The sequence below is a fragment of the Rummeliibacillus sp. G93 genome, assembly GCF_023515935.1.
Classification (GTDB): domain Bacteria; phylum Bacillota; class Bacilli; order Bacillales_A; family Planococcaceae; genus Rummeliibacillus; species Rummeliibacillus stabekisii.
On sequence record NZ_CP097314.1, the window covers coordinates 1,729,734 to 1,742,907 of the forward strand.

General features: G+C 35.2%; 16 protein-coding genes. 6 read left to right on the plus strand and 10 right to left on the minus strand.

Annotated elements, in window-relative coordinates; translation table 11 throughout:
* Positions 1–60: 60 nt before the first annotated feature.
* The 3 genes from M2M59_RS08560 to M2M59_RS08570 all read right to left on the minus strand — a co-directional run bounded on the left by M2M59_RS08560 (position 61) and on the right by M2M59_RS08570 (position 3,220).
* Positions 61–1,962, minus strand: coding sequence for a vWA domain-containing protein (locus tag M2M59_RS08560; protein WP_249774320.1), 1,902 nt, complete (start codon positions 1,960–1,962; stop codon positions 61–63).
* Between the two features lie 10 nt (positions 1,963–1,972).
* Positions 1,973–2,836, minus strand: coding sequence for an AAA family ATPase (locus M2M59_RS08565; RefSeq protein WP_249774321.1), 864 nt, complete (start codon positions 2,834–2,836; stop codon positions 1,973–1,975).
* Between the two features lie 186 nt (positions 2,837–3,022).
* Positions 3,023–3,220 carry a DUF6501 family protein gene (locus tag M2M59_RS08570; RefSeq protein WP_066787407.1) on the minus strand — a complete coding sequence of 66 codons (198 nt, stop codon included), beginning with the start codon at positions 3,218–3,220 and terminating at the stop codon, positions 3,023–3,025.
* A 385-nt stretch (positions 3,221–3,605) separates the two neighbouring features.
* Between M2M59_RS08570 and M2M59_RS08575 the strand changes: the two genes are divergently transcribed.
* The gene (locus M2M59_RS08575; protein WP_066787410.1) at positions 3,606–3,896 is read left to right on the plus strand and encodes a hypothetical protein; all 291 of its coding nucleotides are present in this window, start codon (positions 3,606–3,608) and stop codon (positions 3,894–3,896) included.
* A gap of 121 nt (positions 3,897–4,017) precedes the next feature.
* On the opposite strand, the gene recQ is transcribed toward M2M59_RS08575, so the two are convergent.
* Complete coding sequence (gene recQ, locus M2M59_RS08580) at positions 4,018–5,787, minus strand: DNA helicase RecQ (protein WP_249774322.1); 1,770 nt, start codon at positions 5,785–5,787, stop codon at positions 4,018–4,020.
* Between the two features lie 184 nt (positions 5,788–5,971).
* Here recQ and M2M59_RS08585 point away from each other — a divergent pair, with 184 nt between their 5' ends.
* Positions 5,972–6,886 carry an EamA family transporter gene (locus tag M2M59_RS08585; protein ID WP_249774323.1) on the plus strand — a complete coding sequence of 305 codons (915 nt, stop codon included), beginning with the start codon at positions 5,972–5,974 and terminating at the stop codon, positions 6,884–6,886.
* A gap of 126 nt (positions 6,887–7,012) precedes the next feature.
* Here M2M59_RS08585 and M2M59_RS08590 read toward each other — a convergent pair whose 3' ends face one another.
* A complete protein-coding gene (locus M2M59_RS08590) occupies positions 7,013–7,651 on the minus strand; it encodes an NAD(P)-dependent oxidoreductase (protein WP_147193377.1) in 639 nt (212 codons plus the stop codon).
* A 183-nt stretch (positions 7,652–7,834) separates the two neighbouring features.
* Between M2M59_RS08590 and M2M59_RS08595 the strand changes: the two genes are divergently transcribed.
* The gene (locus tag M2M59_RS08595; RefSeq protein WP_249774324.1) at positions 7,835–8,269 is read left to right on the plus strand and encodes an Rrf2 family transcriptional regulator; all 435 of its coding nucleotides are present in this window, start codon (positions 7,835–7,837) and stop codon (positions 8,267–8,269) included.
* Positions 8,270–8,419: 150 nt separating this feature from the next.
* Here M2M59_RS08595 and M2M59_RS08600 read toward each other — a convergent pair whose 3' ends face one another.
* The 5 genes from M2M59_RS08600 to M2M59_RS08620 form a co-directional block, all read right to left on the minus strand.
* Positions 8,420–8,941 (minus strand): P-loop nucleotide/nucleoside kinase family protein, encoded by a 522-nt coding sequence (locus M2M59_RS08600; protein WP_249774325.1) that lies wholly within the window; start codon positions 8,939–8,941, stop codon positions 8,420–8,422.
* A 78-nt stretch (positions 8,942–9,019) separates the two neighbouring features.
* Positions 9,020–9,664: a hypothetical protein gene (locus M2M59_RS08605; protein ID WP_249774326.1), complete on the minus strand. Its 645-nt coding sequence runs from the start codon at positions 9,662–9,664 to the stop codon at positions 9,020–9,022.
* Positions 9,665–9,750: 86 nt separating this feature from the next.
* Entirely contained in the window at positions 9,751–10,512 is a 762-nt protein-coding gene (locus tag M2M59_RS08610; RefSeq protein WP_249774327.1) for a class I SAM-dependent methyltransferase, read from the minus strand.
* Between the two features lie 41 nt (positions 10,513–10,553).
* A complete protein-coding gene (locus tag M2M59_RS08615) occupies positions 10,554–10,892 on the minus strand; it encodes a hypothetical protein (RefSeq protein WP_249774328.1) in 339 nt (112 codons plus the stop codon).
* Positions 10,893–11,257: 365 nt separating this feature from the next.
* Positions 11,258–11,665: a hypothetical protein gene (locus M2M59_RS08620; RefSeq protein ID WP_249774329.1), complete on the minus strand. Its 408-nt coding sequence runs from the start codon at positions 11,663–11,665 to the stop codon at positions 11,258–11,260.
* A 147-nt stretch (positions 11,666–11,812) separates the two neighbouring features.
* Here M2M59_RS08620 and M2M59_RS08625 point away from each other — a divergent pair, with 147 nt between their 5' ends.
* The 3 genes from M2M59_RS08625 (at position 11,813) to M2M59_RS08635 (ending at position 13,174) form a co-directional block, all read left to right on the plus strand.
* A complete protein-coding gene (locus M2M59_RS08625; protein ID WP_249774330.1) occupies positions 11,813–12,328 on the plus strand; it encodes a hypothetical protein in 516 nt (171 codons plus the stop codon).
* A 91-nt stretch (positions 12,329–12,419) separates the two neighbouring features.
* A complete protein-coding gene (tatA, locus tag M2M59_RS08630; RefSeq protein WP_066787432.1) occupies positions 12,420–12,617 on the plus strand; it encodes a twin-arginine translocase TatA/TatE family subunit in 198 nt (65 codons plus the stop codon).
* 296 nt (positions 12,618–12,913) lie between these two features.
* Positions 12,914–13,174, plus strand: a complete 261-nt coding sequence (locus M2M59_RS08635; protein ID WP_249774331.1) for an MBL fold metallo-hydrolase — start codon at positions 12,914–12,916, stop codon at positions 13,172–13,174.

Sequence of the window (13,174 nt, forward strand, 5' to 3'; positions counted from 1 at the left end):
AGCATTCTATCGCTAGAGCATATTTATTTATAAATAGGTTTAAAGAAAATTTACACTCTTCTACTCAGCCGAAATAACAAGCGAAATTAATTTACGAAGCAGCCTGATAGTTACTTCAGTAAACTTTTCTACACTATTAGCTGAAACTGTGTGCGTACCATAAATTGTGTGAAAAAGATGGAGCTGCTCCTCGCTAGGCATCTCTGTGTTTAAAAAGAGATGCAGTACTTGGATACCATGCTTTTCAGCCTCCAGTACGGCCTCTGCCGTATCTTTAATCCCATTTTGTGCATAATCGAATGCAGAAGGCTCACCATCTGAGAAGATCAGCAAGAAACGGTGCTTTTCATCTCTATTTTTTAACTGCTTCATCATCCAACGGATTGCAAAGCCATCACGGTTGTCTTCATGAGGTTCTAAAGCCATTATAGAAAGACCATTGTCCTTCTGCCCATCCTGTAGCTTATGCAACCATTCAAATGTATTTGGCTGTACCTCCGCTGTTGCTTCATACGCATCTTCATAAAACGAAACAATTTCATGCGTAATTTTCATTTGTCTTAGAACATCATGAAATAACAATACAGCTTTTTTCGTTTCATCCATTTTATCCATCATGGAAGCTGATCCATCAATTAACAATCCGAATACAGCATCGAGCTCTTTTGACTTGGCATTTTTTTGATAGAAGGGCTTTGGATGTTCATCTAATACAAGTGACATTAATTTAGAGGCATTTAGTCTTCCCTTTGTTAAGTGATCTCTCTTTGCGATTTCTTTTTGTGCCATTCTTTTGCGAAATTCAGCAGTCAGTGCTTTTACACTTGGCGATTGTTCCTTTCTCCATACACTTAACATTTCTAAGCTTTGAAAGTCTTTAGCAGGCTGTATGCGTTTTTCTTCAAAAATAACATTGGCATTTTGTTCTCCGTACTCTTTCTTTGCTTTCTTTGTTGTTCGCGGAAGTTTTTTTATATCATTAGGATCGTTTTCAAATACCTTGCCCGATGAATCGGAAGCACTCCCTACCCCTTCTTCAGAAATCTGATTACCTTCTTGTCCTTCTTCAGCTTCTATACTCAATGCCTTGCCTGCATTACCGCGCTCTAATTCATATCGTAGATGTACGCCATTCTCTTCCTGTGTCTCTCTGTGCCACGTTCTAAAAAGCTGCTCAATCGTTTCCTTGGCATTGTCTTTATCACCGCATGCTTGTTCTTTCACACCTTTATGTTCATGGAACTTAGAAGCCTCAGGAATGGCATCCATTAATGCATAGTAATCCAGGACAAGGTCCCTTGCCAAATATTCTTCAATAGCAAAAACAGTTCTTACTGCTAATGCTATACTTTGTGTTGTGTTTCTGACGTCATAGATTTCTTGAAAGAGCATTAAAACAGGCTCAAATTGATCTGCCACTTCAGATTGAGGCAAACGGATCATACCTTCGTGCGCTGCTAAAAATAAGTAAGAAAGAAAACTATCTGCTATAAAGCCTTTTTGGCTGTTAACTTCAAAACGGTGTTTATGTGATTCAATATAAGCCTTGCGACGAGTCTCAAAGGCTTGTTTGGTCCCCGGACGCTTCTTTTCAACCACATCCATTAATCGAAATTCTTCAATCATTAAAGCAAGTTGCTTTATTAGCTTTTTATAAGGATGATCCTTGAATTCTTCTTCCATCTCCAACCACACTCGTACATTAAACTCTCTCCAAAAACCAATCGAAAGCAAATAAATATCTGAAAGTCGACCTAGATGTGTGATTTGCTTGCTACGATGTCTCCAAAAAACACTCATAGCAATTTGTTGCTCCTGCGGCTTTAACTCAATCAATTGACGTTCAGTTAATTGTAATGAGGGTGTATTAGATAAAGCTTTTGAGAGCTGTTCATACTGAAGCATCTGACGGGGATTGATCTGTTCGTTATTAAATTGTATAAACCGACTTAGCTCAGCCACAATTGACCCCTCACTTCATCCATGTTTTCGCTAATTCTAACACTAATTCTTTCTCGCTTGGATCATCAAGTTTTTCAGCTATTGCGTAGCGAATAGCTCGAAGCGGATCCATATACTGTGCTAGTTCTGTTGCATCGAGCAAGCTTCTTACAGAAGCTGCTTCTTCACTCAACAATCCATTAATGACTTGTTGCTTTAAGTCTTCCGCCAATTGCAACATCAAAATACGTAGGTTTTCTGATAAATCAGGAAATCTTTCTTTCCATAATTCCTCTAGCTGTTCCCCGTTTAAATAAGGAATGCTAAATGATACAAATCGATTCTTCAGTGCCTCATTCATCGGCGCAGTACCAATATATCCTTCATTGATAGCTGCAATTACACTAAAGTCTGGGTGTGCAACAATCACTTCACCGGTAAAAGGATTTGTCAGCATTCTCCGATAGTCCAAAACACTATGCAAGATTGGAAGTGTCTCTGCCTTTGCCATATTAATTTCGTCGATATAAAGAAGATGACCTTCCTTCATCGCTTTAATGACAGGACCTTCTATAAATTCGATAAACGTTTCACCATCTTTTTGTACTATTGTTTTAAAACCAAGCAAGCTTTCAGCATCCAAATCTACAGAACAGTTAATGCTATGCATGGGCTGATGGAAAAAATCTGAAATGGATTCGGCCATTTTAGTTTTTCCAGCACCTGCTGGTCCTTTCAGCAAAACTGGCTTTTTTAACGTCACTGTAAATAACACATCAAGCCACAGATGGTCATTAGGTGAAATATATCCTCCCTCACCAATTAAAAGTAGTTGCTCTTCATTATACTCTCTGGTTTTTCGTTTTTTTCTTTCCTTTTGTATTAGTTGCTGCATCTCAAAAACCCCTTTCAATATTGTCTTAAATGATATAAAAAAACTTTTCGCTTCCTAGAAGGATGCGAAAAGCAGAGTCATGTAGTGATCCGCATTTATGTTCTCAAAACCATTACTCATATCTATGAATTAATGGTTTGAACTGATGCTTCACACCGTTCATTGTAAGAATGTGAAGTGTTTTCATTATGCAAAGTAGTCTTTATAGTAACCGCCAACAAGACCTGTATTATCAATAATGAAGTAGAACTCTTCTGTTTCATTTTTCACTTCATACTCTTTACCAACTGTTAAAACATTTGATACTAAGTATTTTTTTGCATCTGTGTTGGTACAACGAATTGTTTTGATAGTTGGTGCATCTTTCCAATTTAAATGAATCATACTATTTATTAGCCCCTTTTAAAAATTTAAAACTTCTATAATTCATAACTGAGATTGTCAGCTATACTGCTCCTCCATTTTAAACGATTTTTTACTATTTGTCTTATAAAGCTTATCGTTTATTCAGATTGATGATACAAGCCCTCTCTATATGCTACTATAAGGACAGCATATAATCGGGGGTGTAAATCATGGTAGCTGGGTTACCTATGTGGTTCTTTGCAGTTGCATTTGCTTTTTTTATTATTTTCTTTATTGTCGCCGAATGGATGACTAGAAAATAAATTTCCGTTGTTTAAATTGGATGGTGCCGTGGAATAATGGAGTCATAGAGCTCGGCATGATGCAGGAGGACTTCTGAATTTGCGAAAAGGATGATTTCACGATGAAACTAACCGTTCAAGGAAAAAAGTTCATTACAAACCTAACAAAAGACAACAAATATCATTTGCTACGTTTTTACGCAGTTGCAAACAGGGATGGGCTACAATATGCAGCGGATATTGATACGCCTATTCACACGGATATTATCATGGAGGTAGAAGGCATCCATGTAGCACTTTCCCCCAAGCTACTGCCGATACTGAAAGATAAAATTATTCATTCTGAAACGGTTAATGGTGTGACCGGTATTGTTTTATTAGATGAAGAGCATGCGCATTTGACAACGAATTAAACGTAATTAAAAAAGCCCAAAGCAAATTCTCAAGTCACCAATTTGCTTTGGGCTTTTTGCATGCGTTTTTACGCCTAAAAAAAGAATTTGATTCTTCAAAACGCTATATCATTTAGATTCCTCATTGGTTAACCTGGAATGCGGCGATTCTATTCAAAAACAACTCACCGTATTTCTCAAGCTTATTCTCCCCTACACCGGTTACCTCTAAAAATTCTTGCTCATTGCTAGGCATTTTCGCACACATGTCACGCAGTGTTTTATCAGAAAAAATAACAAACGGCGGAACGTGTGCTTCATCAGCCAACTGTTTCCGAAATATCCTTAAATCTTCAAATAAAGGATCATCTACTGAAATGGCCTTGGATACAATTACTGCTTTTCTTTTAACTTTACACTCTCCAAGCAATACATTTTTCCCTTTTTCTGTAACGAAAATGGTTGGCATGCTACCTTGATTTACTGCCAACAGCTCTTCTGCAATCATAAATTCAATAAAATTAGTTGCGTCTTTAATACTCATGTCACTTAACAAACCATATGTCGAGAGTTTGTCAAAGCCAAATTGCCGCATCTTCTGATTCTTCGAGCCGACTAGAACTTGAGCTACCATTGTTTTTCCGAATTTCTGTCCCATTCGGATGACACAAGACAAGATTTTTTGGCAATCCACTGTAACATCTGTTCGTTCTCGTTCGTCTGTACAGTTGCTGCACTTCCCGCAAGCTTCTGCAGAAGAATCACCGAAATAATGGACGATATAATGCTGAAGACAGCTTTCTGTATGACAATAATCTACCATGCTCTGAAGTTTCTGCAGTTCACTCGCTATTCGCTCACGGTCCTCACTTTGATCAATTAAAAAACGCTGTGTTTGGACATCTTGCGAAGAATATAGCAAAATACATTCACTTGGCAAACCATCCCGACCTGCTCTTCCTGCCTCTTGGTAATAGCTTTCCATATTTTTCGGCATTTGATAGTGAATAACAAATCGGACATTCGATTTATCGATACCCATTCCGAAAGCATTTGTTGCCACCATAACAGATGCTTCTTCATGCAAGAATCGGTTTTGTTCTGTTTGGCGTAATTGTTCAGATAAACCAGCGTGGTATTTTGCAACAGGAATACCCGCTTTTTTCAGAACCTCAAATAAATGATCTACTGTTTTTCGAGTAGCACCGTAAATAATACCATTTTCTGAGTGATTCTTTTTCAAAAAGTCTTTAAGATAACGCTCTTTATTCTGTCCAATCATGACTGAAAAACTTAAATTGTCACGCTCAAATCCTGTCAGTACCGTATTGTCTTCAGGTATGTCCAATTGAGCGCAAATATCTGCTCTTACTGCAGGAGTAGCAGTAGCCGTGAGCGCAGCAAGAGCTGGTTTTTCTTTAAATAAATGTATAAGTCGTCCAATTGCACGGTAGCTTGGCCGAAAATCATGTCCCCATTGTGAAATACAATGTGCTTCATCAATGGCAATAAGTGGCACTGAAAGAGTGGCAAGCAAGTTACTAAAACTCTCAGACTCTAATCGTTCTGGTGCTATGTATAGAAGCTTATATCGCCCCTCTTTAAGATTCATCATTGTCTCACTGTATTCATAATCATTTAGAGAAGAATTGATATAGGCCGCTTCAATGCCCATTTCTCTCAATGTATCTACTTGATCCTGCATTAATGAGATTAAAGGAGAGATGACGATTGTCGTCCCTTCCATTATCAGTGCGGGTATTTGGTAACATACAGATTTCCCGCCACCTGTTGGCATAACGCATAGGCATGGTTCATTCGATAAAATGGTTTCTATTACTTTTTCCTGCCCTGACCGAAATTGGTTGTAGCCGTAGTAATGTTTTAGATATTCTATTGCCTTTTCTATCATCATGTCGGCTCCTTTTTATACTTGATATTACCCCTATTGTAACATGTCTAGCGTTTAGCTTGGAGGTTTCATAAAATGAATAATTCCAATCATTTAACCTTACGAAACAAAAAATTTCTTTTCAGATTCTATAATTCCCCGTATAATATTAAAGTTATATAAAAAAAGAAGGAGCCAATTGTATATGTGGTTTTTATTTTCAATCTTGACTGCTCTAGCATGGGGAGGAGCAGATTTATTTTATAAAAAAGGATCCAATAGCGAAGATCGATTCAGCCATTTGAAAATTGTTGTAATGGTCGGTCTTGTTATGGGTATCCATGCAACCATCTTTTATCTTTATAAAGATATAGACTTCCATCTGTTTGATATGGTTAAATATTTGCCTGTCTCTTTCTTCTATATCGTCTCAATGACTGTTGGCTATGTAGGATTGCGTTATCTTGAACTATCGATCGCATCACCGGTCCAAAACTCCTCTGGTGCAATTACAGCCATTTTACTGTTTATATTCTTTCAACAGGACATTGATATGATTCATATTTTGGGTGTTATTGTAATTACTATAGGTGTCATTGGTATTGCTGTAGTCGAAAAACATGAGGAAGATAAAATGATGCGCCTGAATCAAGTGAAAGTAGATAAAAAATATCAGCTTGGTTTTATGGCTGTGTCTTTCCCAATTATTTATGCCCTTTTAGATGGGGCAGGCACATTTGCCGATGGTATTTATCTGAATGAATTAAAATTAATGTCTGAAGACACTGCATTGTTAGCATATGAATATACATTCTTTATTTGCGCTGTTTTCGTGTTTATTTATTTAAAATTATTCAAAAAAGTTTCTTTCAATGTATTTAAGGAACGAGATAAAGGATTAGCTGCCATTTTAGAAACAACCGGCCAATTCTTCTATGTCTATGCAATGGGATCATACGCAATCATTGCCGCACCTCTTATTGCTTCTTACAGTATTTTCTCTGTCATTTTGTCTCGTATCTTCTTAAAAGAGAAGTTAACACCAAAGCATTACTTTGTAATTGCTATTGTAATGATTGGTATTATTATTCTTGGTATTGCTGATGCGGATGAGGCTTAGTACAAAGAGATGCTACTGTTTTTAATAATAATTTAATAGCTTTATTACATTAAAGAAGAGCATTGAAGTAATTCAATGCTCTTTTTAATAGAAGCTAGAGGGTGTAGATAAATCCATTTGTCGATATTATTCTGCTTCTCCAACAACTGTAAACCGTTCATTTATATGTTGAGGGTCTTCAATCTCATCCAATACTGCTATAGCATAGTCAGCATAGCTGATATAGCTTTCCCCTTTTGAATTAACTAAGAGATGATCTTCTCCAGATTTATATGAACCAGTTCTTTTTCCTTCCGCATCAAACACTGCTGAAGGACTAATAAATGTCCATTTAATATTAGAAGTTTCCTTTAATTCTTGTAAATTTCGTCCTTGTCCTTTTGCAGTTGGTTTAAATATCTCAGGAAAATCAGGTGTTTCCATTACTGTAACTGTTTTGTTTTCGTCTACATAAAGACTACCAGCTCCCCCTACAATAATTGCTCTTGTATCAGTGCCTTTTAGTGCCTCAATTAATGCATGTCCAGCATCCACATGGGCTTGTTCTTCTCCAAGAGCCGCACCGAATGCGTTAACAACTACTTCAAAGTTTTTTAAATCATTAGATGTAAGGTCAAATATAGTTTTCTCCAGAACCTCAATGTTCTTGTCACCAATTTTTGAAGCGTTTCTTATAATAGCAGTCACTTCATGTCCACGACTAATAGCTTCTTTTAAAATAAGGCTTCCAGCTTTACCATTTGCACCAATAATACCAATTTTCATTTTAAGTACCTCCATATATAAAATGTAACCACCACAGTTACTTGTAACTATAATAATTACATTTAAAACGTATGTCAACACTTTTATTTTCTTTCTAACCGTTCATTTATTTTTAATATACTTGTAATAAAAAGAATTACAGGTGTATTATTGTGGTACATCTATAAGTAAAGGGTGAAAATATTGTCCATTAGTAGTCGATTTTCAGTAGGCATTCATATATTAGCTCTTATTGCAATCAATAAAAATGAGAGAAGTACTTCAGAATTCTTAGCAGGTAGTGTAAATACAAATCCAGCTGTCATCCGAAAAATTATGGGCATGCTTAAAACCGCAGGGTTGGTAAATGTCCAACCTGGCATAGCAGGAGCCGAACTCGCAAAGGATCTATCTGCCATTACACTGTTTGATGTTTATAAAGCAGTGAATGTGGTTCAGGAAAAAGAGCTGTTTTCTATACATGACAATCCAAATCCCGAATGTCCAGTAGGAAAGAACATCCAGAGTACAATTGAACCTTTATTTATAACAGCCCAATCAGCAATGGAGAAGGTATTAAATAGTCTTACTTTAGAGGATGTAGTGAAGGATATCAATGATAAAGAAAATATCTGTTAAAAGAGCATTCATATGAATGCTTTTCTGTTTTCTATTACACCTTTTGTTATCATTAGATTGACAGCCCAAAAAATATCTTCTTCATAATAAATATGCTCTAGAACTTTTTGAATAAATTATCACTTCTATTATACAAAGAAAGAATATAATTCATTCGTTAATATAATTCATAACCTTATCCATATAGCTGTCCATAGTTTTACCAGTATCAACAACCAAGTATTCATAATCAGTTGGCTTTTTGCTACTTTCTAAGGTTTTTTTAAAAGCCTCTTCAGAACGTATCTCTCTTATTTGACTTGTCATGCTTTCTCGTTTTATTAATCTATAATTTATTTCTTTAAAGTTATTAAGGTAGCACTCAATGTATTTATATTTCACACTATACTTTTTAGACAAACCTATTCCTTTATCAACTATTTCTTTATAAAGGCAGGGACTATCAAATATTACATTTTGGCCTTGAGATAAATGAAATTCAATTAAAGACCAATCAATATTGTATGATATCTTACCTGTTTTGACATCAACCGGAATATTCTCTATCGAATGTAATAATGCAGATTTTACAATGTCATGGTCTATTATAACTGCACCTGTTCTCTTAGCAATTTGTCGAGATAGTGTGGACTTTCCCGAGCCAGGGAAGCCAGACATTTGAATAAAAAACATTGTTCAACACCATTTCTTATATTTTTTTATATCAATTACTCATTTGCTTAATACTTCTGAAATCCACCAAATCTAATCTTAAAAAGCATCTGCAAAAGCACCATAGGGATCTTTCAAAAAATCTCTTTTATCATTGATTACATTATTAAAATCCATTTCCAAATAGTACATCGCCTTGCTTAGATCATCATAGAAAAATGGGACAAATTCTAGTTCTTTAAAATGGTACACTTCAATGGACTTTTCATTATTTCGATGAGCTTCAAAAATACGATGATTACCATTGATACAATGAGGCATATTCCCCATTAAACGCTGACTTTGAAGTATCATGACAGGATTTTTATGATTCGTTTTTATGTTATTCAAATCTTTATTTATATTCCCTTCGTCAACCGAAGCAATAATTTGAGTTGGATTAAAAATTGTTGGGTTGATACCTTCTTTTTTTATAAGCGCAGTAGCACCATCTATATCTAAGGCATATTCAAATATTCCTGTTGGAAACACTGCATACAATGAGAATGTCTCTTGTCCAATTGGATGGACTACCGGGTAAATCTCATCCTTTAGATACTGCCCTACAATTTCATTCCACTTTGAAGCAGTTCTCACTCCATAATTCGATTTATTCTCCATTTCCTGAGTACGCATTTGAAAGTGTTTTAGTGGATTAAAACACCTTGATGCCTCTTCATAATATTCAATTTGATTTTTAATCAAAGCCCTCTCCCCTCCCTCTACAATCTGATCAATACCATCATTGTTTTCAATACGCCATCAAACGAGCGCCCTATCCTTATGATATATTACTTAATAGCTTTAGTAGCAATATAACACGGCATATATTGTGTTAATGTTCCTTTATGATGATAATCCTCATAAAGATCTTTCAACTGAAATCCAGCTTTGATTTGACCACCGATTTGAGATTCTAATGAATGACTAAATTGTATACCGCCATTTTTTCTTAAATCCTCATGATTCTCTTCATTATTTTCTAACCCATTATAAGGTAGTTTATGTACTACTTTCAGTTCATCCACTCCCTCACCAAATAAATAGAGGGCAGGGTTTGCAAAACCAGAGAGTAGAACACCACCTTTTTTTAGAATTCTATAGCACTCTCGCCACACGTGTTCCACATCTTGAACGAAACAATTAGAGACGGGGTGAAATATCATATCGAAAGACTCATCTTCAAACGGTAGATGTTTAGCCATGTCTCCTTTGATAATATTTATTGTATACTCTTCTCTTTTCGCAACTTCTTTATCTAACTCAAGCTGATTATCCGAATAATCAAAAACTGTAATATCTGCTTTCTGAGCAGCGAAAATAGGACATTGTTGACCTCCTCCACTTGCAAGCCCCAAGACTTTAGCACCCTCTAAAGGGATAAACCACTCTTTAGGAACAGGTTGACATGGAGTGAGATACATTTCGAATATCCCTTTAGTTGCTTTTACATAATCATCGTGGCTAATTGACAATGACCACTCGCCCCCCGAAGAAGCCCAATCATTCCACATTTCCGAATTTATTTTCGTATATTCGTTCTCTTCATTCACTTTAAACTCTCCTTAACTATGTTTCGGTTCTTCCTAGATTATTAATTCCCAGCTGGAGGAATTACACCCGAAACAAGCAAAATAAATAATAGTAACCCAATCAATAAATATAAAATAGAAGCATTAAATACAGGACCTCTTTTGAACACAAAAGGCTCACTTTTTTGAATATAGCCCGTCTCACCTCGCAATTGAGTTGAACGAATTTCAGAAGCCCTACCCCCACTGCTAGAAAAATAGTAGATGATAATAGTACATGCCAAGCCTATAAAAAACATTACTTCGATGAAACGTACAGAAAATTTCGTAGCTGCAAAGAATGTAATGGCTGCCTCAATGGCGATAGTGATAGCTATAATTAACCAACTCTTCTGTTTCACTTTTTACCTCCATATATTGTATTTACTTATATAATTTTAACAGATTAATTAGCTATTTTTTAATAAATATAAATATTTTTTCTATTTAAATTATTATCAAGTATTACTTCGATTTCTTTTCACATAAATAGGCTCAAATTTTTATTTGAGCCTTAATAAATAGTATAAATTGTGTTATCTACTTACCTTTGTTAGGTTTTCTCTTGTAGTATAAGTGAACAAGAATGACAGCCAACGGGGGGAAAACAAACAATACGACATGCGTTATTTTGAAAATAATAAAAGTCACAAATAAACTGATAACTAAACTAACCACATACCAAATCCACATCTTTTTCTACACTCCACTTTTTCTTACTAGTATATCATTCCTTAGCTAGATCAGTTTTTGAGAGTAGCTTTGCAAGAAATTCTTTATCTTCATCTTCTACCTGATAATAAGAATATGGACGCTGATAGTCTGTAAAAAATACGCGGTCTTTTTTTCTATCTATCCATACGGAGTAATTACTCACTACTGCATTTTGATTATCATCTCTAAATTGAATGTAGTATGGTTTTAAATTTGCCAATTCCTTTTCTGATATCTTTATACTTCCTCCATTATCAAATAGTTCTTTCCCTTTTTGATATAGTTCCTCATCGCGTATAGATTTTACTAATTGTAATGTTCCAGTTTTGTCAACGGCGCCTGTTTGGACGGAATGATTGGGCGCCATACAACCAAAAAGCATCAAAATACAACACATACTGCTCCATTTTAACCACTTCATCACATCACCTTCTTCTTAGCTTTTTATCAGCTATTTCCATCTTTCATTATTCTTATGAGTATTTTTCCGATATTCTTTTTTTCAAAACCTTCGGTGCATATGGCTATATCTGATATGATAGTATTGTTGGGAAAAGGAGGCATATCTATGAAACAAAGTGAACTGCGTAAAAGAATGCTGCGCAATGAAGACAAGTTAAAGTATTTAGATGCAGAATTAAGGGTTATTCAATCTAAGTTTGATATTGAATTCACTCGTTTTCTAAAGAAGATTGGTTTAATTGATTATGATGAGATATTTGAAAACAGGGCAACTATCGGAAAGTTATTTCAGGATTTGCCTGAAAGCAGTCCAATAAAAAAAGCGTATCAAAAACATTTTAAACATCATCTTGCTGAATTGTTTTTTAACCTTTCTATTGAAAATGAACGCTTTAAAGTAGAAGTGATGTTAAATAATGATGAATATATTATGCTTGAAGAAGACAAAGAAAAAATAGCTCCATTAATTAATGACATTCATATAGCAATCGAGAAGATACAATCAGAATATATGGCAATCCAGCAAAAGTATGTGGATATGCGTTATGAAGCTATGTTGCCTGCAGACGCATTAATAGAAGAGAAAAAAAGAATTGAACAAGAGTTACAACAAATTCAATAAAACATTTTTCTAGCTGTGTGTTTCATATCTGTCGTTTGAGGGTATACTAAAAGCAAGCAATAGCAATTTTATATTAATAGGAGGGTTTCTTATGGGACTAGCTAGTATCGGTGTGCCCGGATTAATCGTTATTCTTATTATTGCATTGATTGTATTCGGACCTTCCAAATTACCTCAAATCGGCAAAGCAGCTGGTGATACTATTCGAGAATTTAAAAATTCAACCCAAGATTTGCGAGATGAAGTTACTGTCACCAAAAAAACAGACGATGAAAATAAACTCAATTAAGTTATAAAGAGCAAACATATGTTTTGCTCTTTTTTAGTTGTTTCATTAAAGAAAAAAGGAAGAAGGACATATAAACAGGACAAAAAAATATTAACGCAATTTCTACTTTGTACTAGTAGGGTTATTAGTCCTTACCGGGTGCTCAGAATTAACAAAACAGCCAGTAAACGGGAACCCAACTCCCAATCAATTTGATTCTGCTGAACAAGTAAAGGTATCTATTTTAGATATTGGTCAAGGAGAAAGGACAAGGTGAAAATGTTATACAATATCTTAAAAAATTTAATGTTAAATAATTGAATGCAGTCATCTCAACTCACCCGGACGCTGACCATATTGGCGGTTTAGCAGATGTGATAGAAGCTTTTCCTGTTAAATCCGTCTTTGCTCCTCGCTTAACACATACAACCATTGCTTATCGGAACTTACTACAATCGGTAAATGCAAAACAACTAAAAATACATGTAGCAAAAGAAGGTATATCAATACCAGTTGAAGAAAATATGCTAAGCTTCAATTCTTTGGTCCTACAAAAGAATATGCACAGAGTGATCTAA

Coding starts and splice junctions, on each gene's coding strand:
- M2M59_RS08565 (WP_249774321.1), bottom strand. CDS start 2,836: ATGCAGCAACTAATACAAAAGGAAAGAAAAAAACGAAAAACCAGAGAG.
- M2M59_RS08570 (WP_066787407.1), bottom strand. CDS start 3,220: ATGATTCATTTAAATTGGAAAGATGCACCAACTATCAAAACAATTCGT.
- M2M59_RS08575 (WP_066787410.1), top strand. CDS start 3,606: ATGAAACTAACCGTTCAAGGAAAAAAGTTCATTACAAACCTAACAAAA.
- recQ (WP_249774322.1), bottom strand. CDS start 5,787: ATGATAGAAAAGGCAATAGAATATCTAAAACATTACTACGGCTACAAC.
- M2M59_RS08585 (WP_249774323.1), top strand. CDS start 5,972: ATGTGGTTTTTATTTTCAATCTTGACTGCTCTAGCATGGGGAGGAGCA.
- M2M59_RS08590 (WP_147193377.1), bottom strand. CDS start 7,651: ATGAAAATTGGTATTATTGGTGCAAATGGTAAAGCTGGAAGCCTTATT.
- M2M59_RS08600 (WP_249774325.1), bottom strand. CDS start 8,941: ATGTTTTTTATTCAAATGTCTGGCTTCCCTGGCTCGGGAAAGTCCACA.
- M2M59_RS08620 (WP_249774329.1), bottom strand. CDS start 11,665: ATGAAGTGGTTAAAATGGAGCAGTATGTGTTGTATTTTGATGCTTTTT.
- M2M59_RS08625 (WP_249774330.1), top strand. CDS start 11,813: ATGAAACAAAGTGAACTGCGTAAAAGAATGCTGCGCAATGAAGACAAG.
- tatA (WP_066787432.1), top strand. CDS start 12,420: ATGGGACTAGCTAGTATCGGTGTGCCCGGATTAATCGTTATTCTTATT.